Source organism: Bacillus salacetis (assembly GCF_049177075.1).
Taxonomy (GTDB): domain Bacteria; phylum Bacillota; class Bacilli; order Bacillales; family Bacillaceae_B; genus Rossellomorea; species Rossellomorea salacetis_A.
The window spans coordinates 643,107-662,465 of record NZ_CP185377.1; the positions used below are offsets into that span (position 1 = coordinate 643,107).

Below are 19,359 nucleotides of genomic sequence, written 5' to 3' on the forward strand. Positions count from 1 at the left end.
TTATGCCTAAACAGATGTACCATCTTTTTTTATGAAGCTTTCCGATCCATATTCCAAGCTGTCGAACCGGTTGTTAATAGACGCGGCAGGCTGCCTGCCAGCAGGGCCAGAACAAGCGAGCAGAAAATGATGGCGCCGAGAACCGTTGTGCCATTGGCAATGAAAGAATACATCACAGCGGATTGGCCTTCAGGCGCACTTTCTCCCCAGAAAATGAACCCTGCGACGAAATGCCAGAAGTAACGAGCGATACTGCCGACGATGACGCCGGTCATGACCCATCCCAGCAGTTTCTTGCGGTCGCCGTTTTGCAGACTTCTCTGAATTGGATGGTAAAGCAGGCCTGCGAAGCCTACAAAGGCAAACGCCACAAAGTACTCAATCGCAAATTGAAGTGGAGTCAGGAACCAAACATCCCCGAGCACCACTTGCAGCAGCCCCCATAGGAATCCGGATACCAAGCCGACCCTTAACCCCCATCTGAATGCGACGATGAAAATCGGTACCATCGCAAAAGAAATGGAAATCGCCGGAGACAGCCTGATGGATGGCAGCAGATCCAGAATTACAGCGAGCGCTGCAAATATGGAAGCCTCAATCATTGGTTGTAACTTCATTTTTGACATAAGAAAATCCCCCTTATCACAAGTTGTAATACGACAACCATAAGGGAGAACATGACAGGCGGACAGACAATGGATGTCCATCCGGTCCACATCCCTGCGCTAGCATTAACTAACAGGTTCAAAGGGTCAGAACAATCAATGTTCACTCTCAGCAATCCGCTCCCCTTGTGGTCAACGTACTATGTAATTTTCAATTTCCATTATATAGGGGGAGGAGAGAAAGATAAAGTGTTTTATCGCGGCGCAGCCAAAATAGTTTCATAGTCCTCCAGATAGGAAAAAGTAAAAGAAAGTGTGCGATTGAGAGGAGTGAAATCATTGAAGAAAATAAAAGCTTATTTTGAAAATGAAACCGACGCGCAAAATGCCAGGAACAAGCTGCAATCACTCACTGTGGAAGACGGAATGCTGGAGGACGTACCTGATGGCAGAAATATAAGTGATATTGCGGGAGATCTTTTCAGCGGGGAGAAGCATCACAAGGATCCTCGTATGGTAGAGGCTGATGTTTCGGATGATGATTATGACAAGGCCCATTCGATATTAAGGGAGCATAATGGTCGTGTGCGTTGAATGGATTATCTAATTTAAAAATCCCCTTGGATCAATGTCCAAGAGGGATTTTTTTAAATGGGATTAACCGTTTCCGTTTCCATTCCCGTTGTCAGGAAGTACTGGACAGACAAAGGATACTGTTCCGTTAACATCATCAAAGCTGACAAGGTCACATGGATCAAAATCTTCGCCCGCTAGGAAATCTTCCAGTTCATCTACTGTTACATCTGGGCAGAAGAAGCAGAATTGGTTTTCGAAAGTGACAGAGTTAATACATGGGACCGTTGTTGTTGTCTCTCCTTCACAGCCCTCGTAAGTGACATCTGTTCCGTTAAGGATATTGACCGTAACAGATGGGAAGAGGATATAAGGTGTTTCGATACAACATTGAATTGGGCCATTACATGTTGGGAAGATGGCTCTGTTGTTACATGTATCAACGACAGGGGCTTCATCATCCTCACCAAGTACGACACAGTAATTCAATACTTCAGAGTCACCGACAGTTTGTTCGAAGCATTCTGCTGTAGGAAGGGTTGGACCAATACATGGCGGAATAGGAAGAGTGCTTTCTCCCGCAGTTTCACACAAGTCTTGGCAGCCGTCCGGACATTCGAATTCCTGTTCACATGCAAGCAGCGGCAGGCCGAAAGCAGAATCAGCAGTAACACCGATTACAAATCGATCTCCCCCAATTTTCACACCTACATTTCCGTCTTCGAGTTGCGTAAAGATTCCATTATAAACAATTGTAACCGTTACACACTGACCAGGTTCGACAGCTGGATCAAACTCCAGTTTTACTGCCGGGAAAGCAAACTCTTGTCCTGCTCGTAGGATTTCTACAGCGTTAACGAAATCTTCGTTTTCATCTAGAGTTTCAGTTATATTCACTGTAGGACCTGTTCCGTTAGGACAGATTTCAAAGTTGATATGACTGATTCCGGAACGTTGTGCTCCAGGGTTGCAGTTGCAAACCCGGTAGTCGACGAGTGTAAGGTTGTTTATCAAATCATTTGACAACCCTACAAACTCAACCCCGTAAGAAAGCTCGGGTTCCGTCCCTATCGTGATACAGACATCCTGATTTAAATCTGCTGGGCAATTTTCACAAGGCAATCTAATAACCTCCTAATACAAAATTTCGCTGCTATCATGACAGCGATACTATAAAATATGTAAAAGGCAAGAGGCTTGTATAGGTTTGTGTACAGGCTGTCGTTAAAAGAGGCAGTTAACTACCTCAATTTGAAGGGCAAGTAAACTGTTTAAGTTTCTAGTAAAAGAGGGAATGTAAATATTAGACGAAGATCACAGGAGGAGATTAAGATAATGCAAAGAATCCAAGCCTATTTTAGAAATGAGAATGAAGCAGAGGATGTCAAAGCCAGCCTTCAGACGTTGAATGTAAGAGACGTCATGGTAGAAAGGGTTCCTGAATCCAATAGAAACTTGTGGGATTTGATCAGAGATACTTTCAGCAGGGACGACGCGTTTAATGAAGACCATCATGAACCGCATGTGGTGGAATTCAAGGTGGAGGACGGAGAATATTCCCAAGCGAAAGAGATTGTCAGGGAAAATAACGGACATATTCAATAAAGTTTAATAAAAAAAACACGCTTCCTGATTGCAGGGAGCGTGTTTTTTTTATACCTATCAGCCTTCATTAGTGATGAATCGGATCTGAATGGTAGGATCTATTGTCATTGAAAATTTCATTGTCGAGATACTTGTGGAAGAACCATTCTCCTGCTGCCAGGACGATGGCTGAAATGAGTGATGCGAGAAAGATATTGTCCACGGAAAACATGGAAGTTCCCATAAACCATAACAGTATAAAAGCGATACCGGCATCAGATAAAGTTGCAATCGTATTGCGCTTCTTTTGATCGCCGTTCAACCGTTTGAAAACCAACAGATCTCCCAGTACATAGGCTGCTAATGTCAACACGATGCTCACTGTCAGCATATCCGAAACTTCAACACCGAAAATACCTGTAAGAATAACTCCTAACACTACCGCAACCATAACAAACTTAATGGCTAAAGCTTTTACGTGTTCCAAGTCTATTCCTCCTTTATGGTTTTAGTAGATATATACCCGGTGCGATTCCAAAGATTCGGTGTGGCCCCATTTTTTGCATTGCCAATTTATTGAAGAGGAGCACAAGAATCCTTTAGCACACTAACGCACTGGGGAACAGTCCCCCAGTGCGTTAATGCGTTAATGCACGAAGAGGGACTGTCCCTTTTAGTGGTTTAGTGTGTTAAAGCACCGGCCCGCTTACATACTATCTGTGTTTAGAGTCAAAATAGTTGAAAAGGGGTGATTCTGTGAAGCTCAGGTTTGTTGGTATGGTGGTGCTGCTGAGTGCCGGCTTGGCTGTTTTGATTATTGGTTTGGATCTGGCACAGAATATTTCACTGACTGAATTGATTATATCCAAGAAAGTGTTTTTGCAAATGACGACCAGTGAAGATTATATTCTCTTGTTGATTTACTTTCTTCCTCTTATTTTTTACCTCTATAGAAAGATCAGCCGGACTTCTTAGAGGACATCTTCTTCCGCACCCAGGCTGCCGCAAGCAGTGCGACAGGGATGTAGATCTAAACGGAAAATGCACCAGGAAGGGGACGGTTTTGAGCCCTTCTTTGAGATGCTCGCTGTTATTGGAGGCAATCATGATGGAACTGATCAAAATCAGTAATGTGACGGGATAAATCAGTTTGTTTTTCGGGATGTTAAATAAATCGCTGCTTCCCAATATGGCTGCGTAGGAGAACAGGTGGATTTTTACAAACCCCAGCAATACCATAATGATGAGAACCATGGATTCCAGACGCTGGATGAATTCTCCGATATTTATATAACTGACGGTCGTCAGCAGCGGAAAGCTGGACCGGGAGTATACATCTGCCCCCAGAATCAATAGGTTCATAAAGGTGAAAATCAGCAGGATCATACCTCCTATGAGCACCGCCTTCAAAACCGGCTTTGTCATTTTCTCCGATTTTTTTACATAGGGAAAAATCATCAAGAAAACAATCAATTCCCCATACGGGAAAGTTTCAAGCATGGGGTAGGCCGCCTTCAAAACAGGGAGGGGGCCATTTTCCATTACCGGCTGTAAATTTTTGAATTCAGTTAAACCGCTTGCCATTTCCAAAATAAAAATCAATAAAAGAAACGTCATCACTATGTAAAAAATGATCATGGAAAATCGAGAAAAAACTTCAATTCCTTTGTAGGCTGCATACATGACGCAGAGGGTAATCGGAATCGCAATGGTCAGATAGGATGTATCCTCATAGGCAACCATGGTAATCAAGGTGATGAAGTCCCGGAAAATCCGGGAGGCGATGTAAATGAAATAAATGATATAAAAGAAACCGAGTATCCACCCCGCGTACTTCCCAAAAGCTGTTTTTAGAAATACTGTCAGCGTTTGCTGGTTGGAGTATCGATATAAATACAGGTAAAAGCCAGCGATCAATATTCCGGCGATCAGCCCCGCCAAGACAGCTAGCCAAGCGTCTTGCTTGGCATCGGCCCCCAGGCTGAACAAGAGGGCGCTTCCCAGTTCAAACAGGACAATCATGGCAAATAACTCTTTAACTCCAATAGTTTGTTTCTTCATGGTATCACTCCATTAAAATGGATACGCTTTTGTCCGCATGCCTGTTCCGTATAGGTAAATGTCCGCTTCTACTTCCACAGTTGCATCTGCGAACGTTTGATTCCAGTTGTCTTCAGCTTTTTTCCATTGCTTGGGATTGCTCCTGTGAAGCATCTCCCCAAATCCAAAGATGTCACTCTCTTTATCTTGAGCAAACCGGATGCCTTCTAAAACATTCTGCTCGATTTCTTTTTGTAAACTATTCTCTATTTCCTTCAATACTTCAGGCTTGTCAAATTGAAGATTGCACAACATTTCTGTCAGAAAGCCATTGCCGCTTACTTTCACAGAAATCCTTGCCTTGCCATTCTGATAGGAAACATTCGTTTTGGTCGCCTTTAAACGGGTGATGGCCGACAGGGTGCCTTGTTCTCCGCAGGCTAGGGTCACTTCTGTACTTTTTAACTCATTACTGATGATTTGCAGGCTTTTCGCCTTATCTCCGTTCATCCAGTCAACCAGCACGCCGTTCCGGAAGATTCCAATCCCATCGATCTTAATGAAGGTATCTTTCAGGCTTTCAATATTTTGAAGTCCTGCTCCTTTTTCGAGATCACCAACGCTCGAGGCTCCATTAATTACGGGTTCCTGCCCTTTGCTGGTTAATCCGCCAATGACCTTGTGCACAAAGTTATTTGGATTTTGTCCCAACACCCTGGAAGTAGATTCGATTTTTTTTACCAGGGAAGTCGCCGGGATGGAATCCATGACAGGTATGACAGAAAGGAGCTCTTTCGCGGCCTGCCCTTTGGCAATGACCATCAAGCTGTTTGTCCGGACCTTTGCATCCCTTTCAAACGTATCCAATATAAAATTGATCCCGACTTCCCTCGCGAATTCCTCGGACAAGACGATCAGCGTCAGGTGAGAGTAAATCGTCACCCGCGAGAATGATTTTGAGGCATTTCTTGCCGCTTCGGTCAATGTCCTCCCTTTGCCGTTAATGTTGATGACCGGTACTCCTGCCTGCCCTCCGGATGTCTTGGCAACCCCATTCGGATTCACCAGCTGAAGAGTGACTTCGTATTCTTTCTTTTCCATGTCATAATCGATGCCGAATCCTAAAACGATGGCAAGGTTGTTGGTCTCCTTATAGCTGGAACATCCGCTGAGAAGGAATATCGCCAGGATGGCACTTAGGATTTTTTTAGCCATTAGATTCACCTTCAATTGATTTGGCCCGTTTTCTGTTCCGTTTATCTGCCGGGTAAGGCCTCTTTAAAAAAGAACGAAGGGAAAAGCGGAAAATGCTGTCCTTCAATTCAGAGTTCCTCATGGGAGCCAGCGGCGACAAATAAGGCATTCCAAAGGAACGGAGGCTGGCCATATGAAGGAGCATCAGTATGAAGGCAATCGTGATCCCGTAAAGTCCTATGAACGACGCACAGATGATAAAAGCAAAACGAAGCAGCCTTGTCACCGTTCCCATTGAGTAATAAGGGAGTGAGAAGCTCGAGATGGCGGTGATTGAAACGATGATCACTGTGGAAGCCGCCACAAAACCGGCATCGACTGCCGCCTGGCCGATGATCAGGGCGCCGACGATGGAGAGGGCGCTGCCGACAGCTTTGGGCATGCGGATACCCGCTTCCCTCAACACCTCAAAAATCAGTTCCATCAATAAGGCTTCAAAGACGACAGGGAAGGGGAGCCCTTCCCGCTGCGCAACGATGCTGATTAGAAAAGGGGTCGGAAGAAGTCCTTGATGATGGGACAGGATGGCTATGTAAAGGGAAGGGGCAAGCATGGAAATGAAAAAGGCCCCCAATCTGATCACTCTCAAAAAAGAAGCAATGTACTGGCTCTGATAGTAGTCTTCTGCAGACTGAAAAAATTGAATGAATGATGTGGGTGCGAGCAGGATAAATGGTGTTCCATCTACAAATATGGCCACGCTGCCTTCCAGGATCTCTGCTGCCACACTGTCCGGACGTTCGGAATCTTTGATTGTCGGAAAGAGTGTCAGATCATTTTCTTTGATATAAGCCTCTATATAACTCGATTCAAGGATGGCATCTATCTTTATGGCTGAAATCCTTTCGATGGCTTCGCTGAGTACTTCTTGGTTAACGATATTCTCGATATAGGCGATGCTCACTTTTGTTTGAGAGACTTCCCCGACCGTCATTTCTTTGAAACGGAGAGAAGGGGACTGTATCCTGGACCGGAGCAGGGCGATGTTTTTTTCGATGCTCTCTGAAAAACTATCCTTCGGCCCGCGGATGACAGCTTGGGTGCTGTTCTCCTGGATGGGCCGGGACTCCACCTGCCTTGTCTGGGCAACGAAGGCGGCCGGGCAGTGATCGGCCAGGATGGCGGTCTGTCCTTGAGCGAGGGAGGAAAGGATGTTTTTCAGGTCCTTCTCGATCTGAAGATTGTTGACGGATACGGCGTCCTGGATATCTTCCGGCTCCTCAATATTGGTCTCTTGGAGCGGCTCGACAATATGCTTATTGATGATGTCGGTGTTCGTTATGCCGTTAATATAAAAAATGATGATTTTTTTATTATGATCCAGCCGCCGGTACTGGAGATCGGAGCTCTGTCCGAACCCATCCATGATGGCCGTGATGTTCGTCTCCAAGTCATCAGATAAGGGAGACTGAGGCGGGTTGTCTTGGTTTAGCGGTTCTTTATCAGCCGTTTTCTTCTTCCTAAACAACTTTCTCAACCTCCTCAACACTTGGAATTTACTAGTAGTATCTGAAGTAGGAGGAAAAGTATTCCGGAAGAAGAGAACTTTAACACATTAACGTAACAGGGGACAGTCCCCCATTGCGTTAATGCGTTAATGCACTAAGAGGGACTGTCCCTTTTAGTGGTTTAAAGCGTTAAACAAAAAAGCAGTGCCCGCGGGCACTGCTTTTTGATATAGTTCTATTCTATTGAAAGAATTCCGCTTTCTCCTTGTTTAACGTGGTCATTCTTCTTGATGTTCAGTTTCGTTAAGTTGGTGAAGATGACCGGTGTGACAGCAGAAGTAGCTGATTTTTCAATGAAATCAAGGTCGAACTTGAGAAGTTCCTGGCCTTTCGTTACTTGCTGGCCTTCCTCGACCAGTACGTCAAAGCCCTGTCCGTTTAGCTGCACTGTATCCAATCCGACATGGATGAGAATCTCATATCCTTGAACAGATTTGATTCCGATGGCATGCTTTGTCGGGAAGACATTGATGATTTCGCCGTCTACCGGAGAAACCACAGATCCCTTGGATGGAACAATCGCAAAACCGTCGCCCATCATTTTTTGTGAGAAAACCTGATCTTCCACTTCTGTGATCGGGATGATCTTTCCGTCCACAGGCATGACGAAATCTTTTTCGCTCAATGGATTCAATCCCTCAGTTTCATGCGCAGCCTCCATCTCAGGAGCGGGAGCGCTTAGAACGGCCGCACCGTCCAATCGTTTCATCGCATCGGCAACAAACTCGACTTCCGTTCCTACAATGATCTGCAGGTTGGTTTTGTTCAGCTTCATGACGCCTTTGGCGCCATGAGTTTTTAATGAAGAATCCTGCACTTTCGTCATATCCTTCACGTTCAGGCGAAGGCGTGTTGCACAGTTGTCAATCGCCGTAATATTCTCTTTACCGCCAATATCCTGGATGAAGTGGCTGGCCATCTGTTCATATTTGTCATTGCCTGCTGTTGGAGCAGCGGCCGGGTTGACCTCTTCAGCATCGTCTTCACGCCCTGGAGTTTTCAAGTTGAATGCTTTGATCAAGAAATAGAAAACCACAAAGTAAATGGCGGCATAGATGATACCGATCAATAGAAGCAAGAGCGGCTTTTCCGCAATATTGAAGTTCAGCAGATAGTCGATGCCGCCGGCTGAGAATGTGAATCCATCCCTGATTCCAAGCAGGGAAGTCAGCCACATGGAAATACCCGTCAGGATGGCGTGTACTCCATATAAAAGAGGAGCAACGAACATGAATGAGAATTCAATTGGTTCGGTGATACCTGTAAGGAAAGAAGTAAGGGCCAGACCGATGAACATACCGGAAACGGCTTTTCTTCTCTCTGGTTTTGCTGCAGCAATGATGGCAAATGCCGCTGCCGGAAGACCGAACATCATGACAGGGAAGAAACCGGTCATATAGCCGCCCGCTGTTGGATCTCCCGCGAAGAAACGGGCGATGTCCCCGGAAACAATTTCTCCGGCATTATTCGTGAATTCCCCGAACTCAAACCAGAACAAGCTGTTTAATACATGGTGAAGCCCCAAAGGAATCAACAAGCGGTTCAGGACACCGAATATACCGGAACCAATCGCACCAAGGTCAATAATCCAGTTGCCAAGGCCATCGATGCCTGCCTGGATCGGCGGCCAGATCACTCCGGCAATCCCAGCGATAATAACCATCGCAACCGAGGTGACGATCGGTACAAATCTTCGTCCGCTGAAGAATCCGAGCCATTCAGGGAGTTTTACATCATGGAAACGGTTATAGAGCAGCCCGGCGACAATACCTGTGATGATCCCGCCGAGTACCCCCATATTGATTGATTCATCCAGAGCTGCAGCTCCATTTGTTAAAACCAAGTACCCAATGGCCCCGGCCAATGCTGCAGCCCCGTTATTATCCTTTGCAAATCCCATTGCCACCCCGATGGCAAAGATCAGTGCTAAATTGGCAAAAATCGCATCCCCGGCATTCGCAATGAACGGGATATCCAGTAAGTCAGGCTGCCCAAATCTCAGGAGCAGACCCGCTGCTGGAAGAACTGCGATAGGGAGCATCAATGACTTACCAATTCGTTGTAGAAATCCTAACATACTACCCTCTCCTTTTATAAAAATCAATTTCATGAAAGCGTTTTTCTGAACAAGCCTATCTTAACATCGCTTAATATAGTTGTCTATACCATTTTCAAAAAACATTTAGGCAAAAGGCGAAGTTATAATTGCTTTATTACCATTATTCATTGGCTGGATAATAATTTTATCGGTAAAATTGGTATAGACAACTATAAAATGGTGATGATAAGATGTAATTGAAATGGATTTTACAATTCTTCTAAATGAAAGGATGGAAAATCATGAGTCCAGATCGTAATGTTATTTTGCTTAAAGGCCTGCAAATCTATTCTGAAGATGGCACAGCCCATAATGGATATATAAAAATAATAGAACAAAAGATTGCCGATATCGGTCCAATAGATGAACTGCAAGAAGAGGAACACTGGGAGGTCATTTCACTTCCACCAGGTTGCAAAGCCATTCCCGGATTCATTGATGTCCATATTCACGGGGTGAACGGTGCGGATGTAATGGATTCGACCGAAGAAGCCTTGAACACGATGGCTGAAACACTTCCAAAGGAAGGCACGACAACCTTCCTGGCGACCACGATCACGCAAAGCAGCTCGGAAATAGAAGCAGCGTTGGAAAATGCCGGGGAATATATTGAAAACAAGCAACACCCGGGCAAAGCGGAAATCGCCGGAGTCCATCTTGAAGGCCCTTTTGTTAATGAGAAAAGAGCAGGAGCGCAGCCGTCAGCTCATATTGTAAATCCGGATATAGAGCTGTTCAAGAAATGGCAGGCCCTATCGAAAGGTGTGATCAAACTTGTGACGATGGCACCTGAACAGGAAGGCGGACTGGAGATGGTCCGGTATTTAAAAGATAACGGTGTCATTGCCTCGATCGGCCATTCGGATGCGACGTTTGAAGAGGTCGGCCAAGCGGTGGAGGCAGGTGCCAATCACGTCACCCATTTATTCAACCAGATGAGAGGGCTCCACCATCGTGAACCGGGAGTGGTCGGAGCTGCGTTTTTATATGATGAGCTGAAGACAGAGCTTATTGTTGACGGCATCCATGTGCGTCCTGAAGTGATTAAACTCGCCTATAAACAGAAAGGAAGCGAAGGGGTTATCTTGATCACGGATTCCATGCGCGCCAAATGCCTGAAAAACGGTGATTATGATTTGGGCGGACAGAATGTGACCGTTGGCGATGGGAAAGCGGTCCTGAGTGACGGGACTCTTGCCGGCAGCATTTTGAAGCTGGGGGCGGCCGTGAAAAATATGATCGACTTTACCGGATGCTCCCTGGCGGAAATCATTGAAATGGCCTCGGTGAATCCCGCTAAACAGTTAAATATTTTTGAGCGGAAAGGCAGCCTTGCCAAAGGAAAAGACGCAGATGTTGTGATTTTGGACGAGGAGCTGGAAGTGGCCATGACGTTCTGCAGAGGAAAGCTTGCATTCAAGAAGGAGGAACTGGATCAATGAAATTAATAGAAGTGAAAGACTATCAGGAAATGAGTAAACGGGCGGCAGAATTCATCATCGCAAAAGTCCGTGCAGCAGATGCTATTAATCTCGGCCTTGCAACTGGAGGCACACCGGTGGGAACGTATGAATATATGATTGAGGACCACAAGCAGAACTATACTTCCTACAGGGACGTGACCACGTTCAACCTGGATGAATATGTGGGTCTTTCCGGCAGTAACCCGAACAGCTACCGTTATTACATGGATGAGAAATTGTTTAATCATATCGATATTGTAAAATTGAACACCCATATCCCAAATGGTGATGCAGCGGACATGGAGAAGGAGTGCCTTCGCTATGAAAATCAGATTGAGCAGCATGGAGGAATCGACCTCCAGGTTCTTGGGATTGGCAGCAACGGCCATATCGGTTTCAATGAACCCGGTACTTCTTTTGAATCGAGCACCCATATTGTGGATCTGGCACCTTCCACAAGAGAAGCAAACGCCAGGTATTTTGACAACTTGGATGAAGTGCCGGACAAAGCGGTCACGATGGGCATTGCGACGATTTTGAAAAGCAGGGAAATCCTTCTTTTAGCCTCAGGGGAAAAGAAAAGGGATGCGTTGGCTAAGCTTTTTAACGGAGAGGTAGATGAACGCTTTCCGGCGTCTATATTGAAGAATCATCCATGTGTTACAATAATTGCAGACAAAGCTGCGATTCCCGAGGGAGTCATAGCCCGAAAATAGCGGCATTTAAAGGCAAGGCAGAAAGGAGGCAGCCTGAAAATTGATTAAAAAAAATTCTCCCATTCCCATTTATTATCAACTAGGGGAACTCATCAAAGAACTAATCGAAAAAGGTGAGCTGAAACCTGGCGATTCCCTTCCGGCAGAGAGGGAGTACGCCGAAAAGTTCCAAATCAGCCGCATGACGGTCAGGCAGGCTTTTACGCAATTGGTCAATGAAGGATATTTGCATCGGGTGCAAGGAAGAGGAACGTTTGTAGCCGAACGGAAGCCGAAGATCGAGCAGGGGCTGCAAGGGCTGACCAGTTTCACGGAAGACATGGTTTCCCGCGGAATGAAACCGGGAAGCCAATTGATCAATTTTGAAATCATTCCGGCCACAAATGATATTGCCCGTGAGCTGGGTATTCAGGAGTATGGGCCTGTTTATGAAATCCAGCGGATCCGGATGGCAGATGATATGCCGATGGCTCTTGAAACGAATTATATTTCGGCGAACTTTATAAAGGGCCTGACTGAGCAGATCGTCAATCAGTCCTTATATGCTTATATTGAAGAGACGTTGGACTTGAAAATAGACCATGCCTCACAGGTGATCGAATCCTCCATTGCGGACGAGATGGAAGCGGAATTTTTGAAGATACAGGAAGGTTCGCCCATCATGCTCATCCAACGGAATACATTCCTTTCAGATGGTACCCCTGTTGAATATGTCAGGTCATCTTATCGGGGAGACCGCTATAAGTTCAAAATCCAGATGAATCGATAGCAGAAGGAGGCAGCCAGCTTGTTCCAACAGTACTTTCAAAAGCTGAATTCATTGTTAGCAGAAGTGGAAAAAAACGAAGCAAAAGCAATCGAAACAGCGGGCAGGGAAATCGCAAGGTGCATTCAGCAGAATGGAATCATTCATGTGTTTGGATGCGGGCACTCCCATATCCTCGGGGAAGAATTATTCTACCGGGCAGGAGGGCTTGTCCCCGTCAGCCCGATTTTAGTAGAAGATCTTATGCTTCATAAAGGGGCAGTCCGTTCTTCAAAGCTTGAAAAAGATGAGCATCTGGCAGAGAAGGTCATGGCAAAAGTGGACATCCGCCCTGAAGATGTCGTGATCGTTGTTTCGACGTCGGGAAGGAACCCTGTACCGATAGACGTCGCGCGGATTGCGAAGGACATGGGGGCATTTGTCATTGGGATCACGTCTCCGCGATATGCAGAGACACAGCCTTCCCGCCACCATTCCGGCAAGTACTTATTTCAATCGGTTGATCTCGTGATCGACAATCATATCGAAGTTGGAGATGCTCTTATGGAAGCAGAAAATCTAGACGTTTCCTTCGGGACAGGCTCCACTGTGATCGGCACGGCCATCGCCAATGGCATCATGGTTGAAGCGGTTGAAGAAATGATCCAAGATGGTTTCGCCCCTCCGATCTTCAAAAGCGGAAATGTCGATGGTGCTGAACAACACAACCAGGAGCTCATCGATAAATATAAAAGCAGGATTCCGCTGCTGGTTCGCTAACAAGTAAATAAATCGAGAAAGTATCCGAAGCTGATTTGGATGCTTTTTTGTATTGGTTTGTAATCGCCCTTTAGCACTTCACCGCGCTAAGAGGGACAGTCCCCCTTAGTGGTTTAACGTACTAAAGCGAGGCTGATTTGGGGTAACGGTGCAGGCTCTATTCTATGATTCTAGTTCTTCCGATTCAGAAGGGTACCAAAGGGCCCGCGTTTCGCTGATTTCGAGAGGGATATACCAGTTAAATGGGCATGGCTGTGAGGTTTGTCCCGCTTTGATTACCCCAATTTACGCTGTACATATGCCGCCTTTAGTATTAAAGATAGAAAGTTGTTCTACTTTTCTATCAATTTGCTGGCAAGGGGGATTTTTCATGAAGGGGAATAAGAAGTTTTTAAAGGGAACGCTGGCGGCAGGCCTGATTCTATCAGCATCCGTTCCTTACAATGTGTTGGCAGAGAAGCCGGCCATGACGATGGGGGATGCGGAAAAAATCTTGAATAGCCTGTCGGACGAACAAAGGGAAGTGCTTCAGCAGCTTGAGGTCGGACCTGGATTCACGATTTCACCGGAGATCAATACGACTACACCGGATAATGTAGAGGTAATCGTCGAGTTCAACCAGGCACCGGCTAAAGTTGAACTAAAGAAAGCGGAACTTAAAGGGAAGAGGCTGGCGCTGAACAAAGCCCAGGAGAAAGTAGAAGAAGCGCATAAAGAATTCAAAGGGTATATTAATGGCCTCAAAAAGCAGAGAGGCACTGCAATCTATGATGCTGGAAAAATTGAAATCAAGCGGGAGTATAAGAGTGCATTCAACGGCGTGGCAATGACCCTTCCGGGAACAGCGGTTGAAGAACTTCTTTCATCCGGTGCTGTAAAAAGAATCTGGAGCAACGCCCAGGTTCAGCTTGAACTGCCGGCAGATGAACAACAAAAAATACAGCCGAAGATGGCAGACAGCATCCCGCAGATCGGAGTGGACAAGCTTCACGATGAAGGGGTAACCGGAAAAGGAATCAAGGTCGGTGTCCTGGATACAGGTATCGATTATACGCACCCTGACTTGACCGACGCCTATAAAGGGTACCGCGGGCAAGAAGGAACGGATTCGGCAGGTATCGAACCGTCTGCGGTAAAAGGCTGGGACTTTGTCAACAATGATGCGGACCCAATGGAAACGACCTATGACGACTGGAAGGGTACTTCAAACCCTGAGTTCAGCTATACCGGTAACTCTTACTATACATCTCACGGGACTCACGTCTCCGGGACGATTGCAGCGGATAAACAAAACAATGTGGATTATGCGGTCAAAGGGGTAGCGCCTGATGTTGACCTGTATGCTTACAAAGTTTTAGGGCCATACGGTTCCGGTGCAACGGATGGTGTCCTGGCTGGAATCGATAAAGCCGTTGCAGATGGGATGGATGTTATCAACCTTTCCCTCGGTGCAGCAGTCAACGACCCGATGTATCCAACTTCCGTAGCCATCAACAATGCGATGCTTTCAGGGGTCGTGTCCGTTGTAGCGGCAGGAAATAATGGGCCGTCTGAAAAAACGCTTGGTTCACCGGGTGCAAGTGCCTTTGGAATTACAGTGGGGGCAAGCGACGCTGCCATGACGATCCCGGCGATAGGTGCAGATGCGGGTGATAAATCCATCGATAAGATGAAGCTGATGGCGAAGAATTTTACCGATGATTTAAAAACATTGGAAGGCAAAACGTACCCGCTTGTTTTTACAGGCTTGGGTAAACCCGGAGATTTCGAAGGAACGGACCTGACCGGTAAAGTGGCCCTCATCCAGCGCGGGGAGCTGACGTTTGAAGCGAAGGTGCAGAATGCCAAGGCAGCTGGAGCGGAAGCGGTCATCATTTCTAACAATGAATCGGGAGAAATTCTTTATTACATAGGGGAGAACACGAAATATATCCCGACATTCCAGCTTTCAAAAGAAGATGGAGAAATGCTGAAAGAAGAAGGTTCCATTACATTCAATGAATTGTCGGAAGTCAAAACAGAAGGGGATTCCCTGGCGGACTTCAGTTCAAGAGGGCCGGTCAACAGCAGTTATGATATCAAGCCCGACCTTGTCGCACCGGGGGTATCGATTTTCTCCACATACCCGGAATTCATGAACCACCCGGAAGCCGGAGATGATTTCACAGCCGCCTACGCACGCTTGAATGGTACATCGATGGCGACTCCGCATGTAGCTGGTGTAGCGGCGTTAATTTTACAAGAAAATCCCGGCCTTGATCCATTCGCGGTAAAAACAGCCCTGATGAATACAGCGGATGACTTGAAGAGCGACTACTCCGTTTATGAAGTTGGGACGGGGCGACTCGATGCCTATCAGGCTGTTCATTCTGACATTTCTTTTACCGTAAAAGATAAAACAGATCATATCGAAAACGGCGAATATGTGGAAATTGAAGAGCTGACAGGATCGATCAGTTATGGAAATCACTATAAAGAAGACGGGGATATTTCCGACAGCCGGAACATCCAGGTTGAGAACAAAGGCACTCAGGATCAATCTTTTAAAGTGGAAGTGGAGTACCATGCTGCGAGAGAAGGCGTTCAGGATGGCACGGACAATAACATCAAAGTGAATGTTCCTGAAAAGCTGATGGTCCAAGCTGGAGCGTCTGCGGAACTGGATGCTGAAATCGTGGTGCCGCAAAACGCCGAGGCAGGGCGTTATGAAGGGTACATCCATGTGGTGAATGAGGAGAATCAGGAAGACAGCTACCAGATTCCATTTGCCATCCGTGTGGTGGAAAAAGGGATTGCCGAAGCGGCACCGCTTGCTCCGTCCATCACGAATAACACGCCATTCCATCAGTATTATGCGCCGGGGACGCACATTGCCTTCAAATTCAACAGCCCGATGGAACGGTTTGACATCATCATGAAAGACGCTGAAACCGGAAAGCCGGTCGGTATTGTCGGCAGCTTTGATGGAACAACTGCTGTTCCAGACAGGGAATATCTTGTGTTCTTCGGCCATAGAGGGCTGGTTTACCCGTTCACAGGTGATGAAAAACAACCTGTCGCAGATTATGTCCAGAAGGTCCCGGAAGGTGAATACGTAATGGAAATGATCAGTACGGATGCTGATGGAAATACGTACCGCCATGAAAGCACCGCCGTGGTGGATAACACATCCCCGGAAGTCGACCTTGATATCGAACCGGGTGTGGTTGAAGTCAGCGACGATATGCTGACGGAGGAAGACGGCCACAAAGCCCTTTGGGTCCATGGAACTGTGAAGGATGAGACGGTTGATCTCCTTCAGGAAAGAGGGTTTGACTATACACAGAAATCCAATACCGCTGCCTATTACGAGAACGGAAATCCATTTATCCGGGGATTCCTGAACCTCGGGGATAATGGGGATACAAAATTCGGTGTTCTGCCGGAAGAATACGAAACGCAGCCTTACAACCTGAGGATTTTCCCTTGGGATATCGCGACTGCTGCAGATTATCATAATTCACCTCAGTATATCTTCCTCAAAGAAGGGACGGAATTCGCGGAGGCCCGGTTGGATAAGGACGTATTAAAGTGGGATGATGAAGTGACTGTGACTATGGATCTCAATAATGTAAAGAATTTCACATCCGGAAATTATAAACTGGACTTCCTTGTCGACACGCTGGAATTGAAAGAAGTCAAAGTGAATAAGGAATTCCAGGAATTTGCCGACCAGCATGGAGCAGAAGTAAAGCTGGATGAACCGGCTGTAACTGATTCTTCCGTCCAGGTAGGAGCTTCCCTTGTAAAAGAAGGATTTGAAGGATTGAGCGGGGATATGCCTTTCCTTGACGTAACCTTCAAGCTTTCCGATGACTCCGCAAGATCGCAAAGTGCTTGGATTAGATTAAAAGAACTATCCTACCAAAAACACGGACAGGCGGAAATGACGAAAATCCCTGCCTACAATGTGCATGAGTTAGAGGTCATTCCGACAAGAACAAAATTGACAGGTAACATGTCTCCTGAAGCCTTTTTGACACCGGGAGGCTACCTTGATAACAAATACGATCTGACAAAATTGAATGCAAAAGTCTATGCGGAAAACAAAGATGGACAAGTCTTTGAAGGAACAATGGATGAGAGAGGATCATTTGATTTCTTCGTTCCGGCTGACAAAGATGCCTACACGGTATATGCAGAGATCCCTGGCCACTTGACTCAGATGGTGAAAGTCATGGGAAGCATTGAGGTAGATGGTGAATACCACGGTATTTATTGGAGGCAGAATCCTGGTGACAACCTTGCCGGTGATGTAACGGGCGACCAGGTCATTGATATCCGGGATATTAAAGAAGCGGTGGAACAATATGGCGCCGCCGAAGGTTCAAGTGCCGATATCAACCAGGATGGAACGGTGGATGAAACTGATGTCCGGATGATTGAGCAGAACTTCCTGGAAAAAGGAATGGCTGCCGGGAAGGGCAACCAGCCAAAAGAGAAACTAGGAAACAAAGGGATTGGCGACTTTTTGAAAATGATCGGCCTGGCACCGAAACAGGACTGATCGGCAGGCTCAAGCAGAGGAGAACGTTTCCAGTAATCTTGAAGAATCAACATAAATTGGCGGAAGACACGTTCTTCCGCTTCTTTCAATACTATTGCTATAATAATATAAACTATTTCAACTGAGGTGCAGCATGATAGAGGGGAAAATCATAAAATTTTACCGGGAAAAAGCAAGATTGACTCAGGGGCAGCTGTGTGAAGGAATATGCTCGATCACACATTTGAGTAAGATCGAGAGAGGTATCACGGAGTACTCAAAAGAGATTACGAATCTGCTTGCTGACAGACTGGGAATCAAGACTGAAGATGAACTCTCGCGATACTACGCATTGTCCAAAAAGTTGAATCAATGGGAAGAAGCCATGATTATGCAGCGCACTAAGGAATCTCAGGCATTGAAAATGGAACTTGAAACAGAAACGTTGATCGGAATGCCGGAATTTCAGATTCTTTTCAAGCTTCTTTCGGCAAGATATTATCTGTTTAATAATAAAGTAGACTCCGCATATGATATTATCCAGGGATTGCAGAAGCATGAAGCGGATCTCTCCCTTCATAACCAGAACATGTTGAAACATATTTGGGGAATATACTATTTTGTCACCGGCCAGTTTCGCGACTGTATCAGCTGCCTGACGGCTATCGACCACGATCAGTACAACAATGAAGAATATTTTTACCACTTGGCGATTGCTTATCATTCCATCCACAGCAACATTACCGCCTATTATTATGGAAAGAAGGCCCTGCAATTCTTTCAGCGCACGTTAAACATCCTCCGCATCATTGATACTGAAATGATGCTTGTTGTTCAGCTGAATGCCAAGGAACTTCATGACTTCAAAGAAACAAAGGAAAAGTATGAACAGCTTTTAAATTTATGCGATTCAGTCCATTCATCAGAACGGAAGGGTAAAATCTATCATAATCTTGGGTTTGAATGTTTCCGGCGGAAGATGTATCAAGAATCGGCCAATTACTACATAGAAGCGATGAAATTGATGGATGAGGGGACACCGATTTATTTAACTACGCTCGATAGTTATGTCCATACATGTTTCAGGGGGAATTTGACCAGCGTGGATACACTGGTCGAGTTATCCGCTGACGGCTTAAAAAAGGCCCGTGAATTAAATTCGACGACCTGGATCGATTTCCAGTTGAATCTTTATGAATTAAAAGGGGACGAAGAGAACTTCTATCGTTTCATTGAAGAGACGGTACTGCCCCATTTCAGGAAAATCGGTTATGTCATCCTGATTGACCATTACGAGAGGAAGTTGTTTCAATATTATTCCGCAAAGGGAGATAATGAAAAGGCTCTGGAGCTGGCGAGTGCCTACATAAACTCGAAAAAAAGCTTTTATGACCATGAATGATGCTTTATCCCATTAACGCGCTAAGAGGGACTGTCCCTCTTAGCGCGTTAATGCGTTAATGTGGTG

General features: G+C 45.9%; 15 protein-coding genes and 1 riboswitch. Of the genes, 8 read left to right on the forward strand and 7 right to left on the reverse strand.

Annotation, left to right across the window (positions count from 1 at the left end; translation table 11 throughout):
• Positions 1 to 29: 29 nt before the first annotated feature.
• Positions 30 to 626, reverse strand: coding sequence for an energy-coupled thiamine transporter ThiT (thiT, locus tag ACOJQI_RS03335; RefSeq protein ID WP_421383546.1), 597 nt, complete (start codon positions 624 to 626; stop codon positions 30 to 32).
• Positions 627 to 700: 74 nt separating this feature from the next.
• A riboswitch (TPP riboswitch) is annotated at positions 701 to 802 on the reverse strand.
• A gap of 142 nt (positions 803 to 944) precedes the next feature.
• On the opposite strand from thiT, the gene ACOJQI_RS03340 reads away from it, so the two are divergent.
• The gene (locus ACOJQI_RS03340; protein ID WP_421383548.1) at positions 945 to 1,199 is read left to right on the forward strand and encodes a hypothetical protein; all 255 of its coding nucleotides are present in this window, start codon (positions 945 to 947) and stop codon (positions 1,197 to 1,199) included.
• 63 nt (positions 1,200 to 1,262) lie between these two features.
• Here the strand turns inward: ACOJQI_RS03340 and ACOJQI_RS03345 are convergent, their stop codons facing one another.
• A complete protein-coding gene (locus ACOJQI_RS03345; RefSeq protein ID WP_421383550.1) occupies positions 1,263 to 2,300 on the reverse strand; it encodes a hypothetical protein in 1,038 nt (345 codons plus the stop codon).
• Positions 2,301 to 2,513: 213 nt separating this feature from the next.
• On the opposite strand from ACOJQI_RS03345, the gene ACOJQI_RS03350 reads away from it, so the two are divergent.
• A complete protein-coding gene (locus ACOJQI_RS03350; RefSeq protein ID WP_421383552.1) occupies positions 2,514 to 2,783 on the forward strand; it encodes a hypothetical protein in 270 nt (89 codons plus the stop codon).
• 67 nt (positions 2,784 to 2,850) lie between these two features.
• On the opposite strand, the gene ACOJQI_RS03355 is transcribed toward ACOJQI_RS03350, so the two are convergent.
• The 5 genes from ACOJQI_RS03355 to nagE all read right to left on the reverse strand — a co-directional run bounded on the left by ACOJQI_RS03355 (position 2,851) and on the right by nagE (position 9,641).
• Positions 2,851 to 3,249 (reverse strand): DUF2512 family protein, encoded by a 399-nt coding sequence (locus tag ACOJQI_RS03355; protein ID WP_421383554.1) that lies wholly within the window; start codon positions 3,247 to 3,249, stop codon positions 2,851 to 2,853.
• A gap of 356 nt (positions 3,250 to 3,605) precedes the next feature.
• A complete protein-coding gene (locus tag ACOJQI_RS03360; protein ID WP_421383556.1) occupies positions 3,606 to 4,823 on the reverse strand; it encodes a GerAB/ArcD/ProY family transporter in 1,218 nt (405 codons plus the stop codon).
• A gap of 12 nt (positions 4,824 to 4,835) precedes the next feature.
• Positions 4,836 to 6,017 carry a Ger(x)C family spore germination protein gene (locus ACOJQI_RS03365; RefSeq protein ID WP_421383558.1) on the reverse strand — a complete coding sequence of 394 codons (1,182 nt, stop codon included), beginning with the start codon at positions 6,015 to 6,017 and terminating at the stop codon, positions 4,836 to 4,838.
• Entirely contained in the window at positions 6,010 to 7,524 is a 1,515-nt protein-coding gene (locus ACOJQI_RS03370) for a spore germination protein (RefSeq protein ID WP_421383560.1), read from the reverse strand. Before ACOJQI_RS03370 ends, ACOJQI_RS03365 begins: the two co-directional genes overlap by 8 nt.
• Positions 7,525 to 7,739: 215 nt before the next feature.
• Positions 7,740 to 9,641: an N-acetylglucosamine-specific PTS transporter subunit IIBC gene (gene nagE / locus ACOJQI_RS03375; protein ID WP_421383562.1), complete on the reverse strand. Its 1,902-nt coding sequence runs from the start codon at positions 9,639 to 9,641 to the stop codon at positions 7,740 to 7,742.
• Between the two features lie 263 nt (positions 9,642 to 9,904).
• On the opposite strand from nagE, the gene nagA reads away from it, so the two are divergent.
• From nagA to ACOJQI_RS03405, 6 genes are all read left to right on the forward strand, one after another.
• Complete coding sequence (gene nagA, locus ACOJQI_RS03380) at positions 9,905 to 11,104, forward strand: N-acetylglucosamine-6-phosphate deacetylase (protein ID WP_421383564.1); 1,200 nt, start codon at positions 9,905 to 9,907, stop codon at positions 11,102 to 11,104.
• Positions 11,101 to 11,841 (forward strand): glucosamine-6-phosphate deaminase, encoded by a 741-nt coding sequence (nagB, locus tag ACOJQI_RS03385; protein WP_421383566.1) that lies wholly within the window; start codon positions 11,101 to 11,103, stop codon positions 11,839 to 11,841. Before nagA ends, nagB begins: the two co-directional genes overlap by 4 nt.
• A gap of 40 nt (positions 11,842 to 11,881) precedes the next feature.
• Entirely contained in the window at positions 11,882 to 12,610 is a 729-nt protein-coding gene (locus ACOJQI_RS03390) for a GntR family transcriptional regulator (RefSeq protein ID WP_421383568.1), read from the forward strand.
• Between the two features lie 18 nt (positions 12,611 to 12,628).
• Positions 12,629 to 13,366, forward strand: a complete 738-nt coding sequence (locus ACOJQI_RS03395) for an SIS domain-containing protein (RefSeq protein ID WP_421383570.1) — start codon at positions 12,629 to 12,631, stop codon at positions 13,364 to 13,366.
• A gap of 370 nt (positions 13,367 to 13,736) precedes the next feature.
• The gene (locus ACOJQI_RS03400; RefSeq protein ID WP_421383572.1) at positions 13,737 to 17,912 is read left to right on the forward strand and encodes a S8 family serine peptidase; all 4,176 of its coding nucleotides are present in this window, start codon (positions 13,737 to 13,739) and stop codon (positions 17,910 to 17,912) included.
• Positions 17,913 to 18,045: 133 nt separating this feature from the next.
• Complete coding sequence (locus tag ACOJQI_RS03405; protein ID WP_421383574.1) at positions 18,046 to 19,293, forward strand: helix-turn-helix domain-containing protein; 1,248 nt, start codon at positions 18,046 to 18,048, stop codon at positions 19,291 to 19,293.
• The last annotated feature ends 66 nt before the right edge of the window (positions 19,294 to 19,359 follow it).

Bases quoted from the DNA above. Each gene is read 5' to 3' on its own strand.
- ACOJQI_RS03405 (WP_421383574.1), top strand. From the start codon at position 18,046: ATGATAGAGGGGAAAATCATAAAATTTTACCGGGAAAAAGCAAGATTG.
- ACOJQI_RS03400 (WP_421383572.1), top strand. From the start codon at position 13,737: ATGAAGGGGAATAAGAAGTTTTTAAAGGGAACGCTGGCGGCAGGCCTG.
- thiT (WP_421383546.1), bottom strand. From the start codon at position 626: ATGTCAAAAATGAAGTTACAACCAATGATTGAGGCTTCCATATTTGCA.
- ACOJQI_RS03365 (WP_421383558.1), bottom strand. From the start codon at position 6,017: ATGGCTAAAAAAATCCTAAGTGCCATCCTGGCGATATTCCTTCTCAGC.
- nagE (WP_421383562.1), bottom strand. From the start codon at position 9,641: ATGTTAGGATTTCTACAACGAATTGGTAAGTCATTGATGCTCCCTATC.
- nagA (WP_421383564.1), top strand. From the start codon at position 9,905: ATGAGTCCAGATCGTAATGTTATTTTGCTTAAAGGCCTGCAAATCTAT.
- nagB (WP_421383566.1), top strand. From the start codon at position 11,101: ATGAAATTAATAGAAGTGAAAGACTATCAGGAAATGAGTAAACGGGCG.
- ACOJQI_RS03350 (WP_421383552.1), top strand. From the start codon at position 2,514: ATGCAAAGAATCCAAGCCTATTTTAGAAATGAGAATGAAGCAGAGGAT.
- ACOJQI_RS03360 (WP_421383556.1), bottom strand. From the start codon at position 4,823: ATGAAGAAACAAACTATTGGAGTTAAAGAGTTATTTGCCATGATTGTC.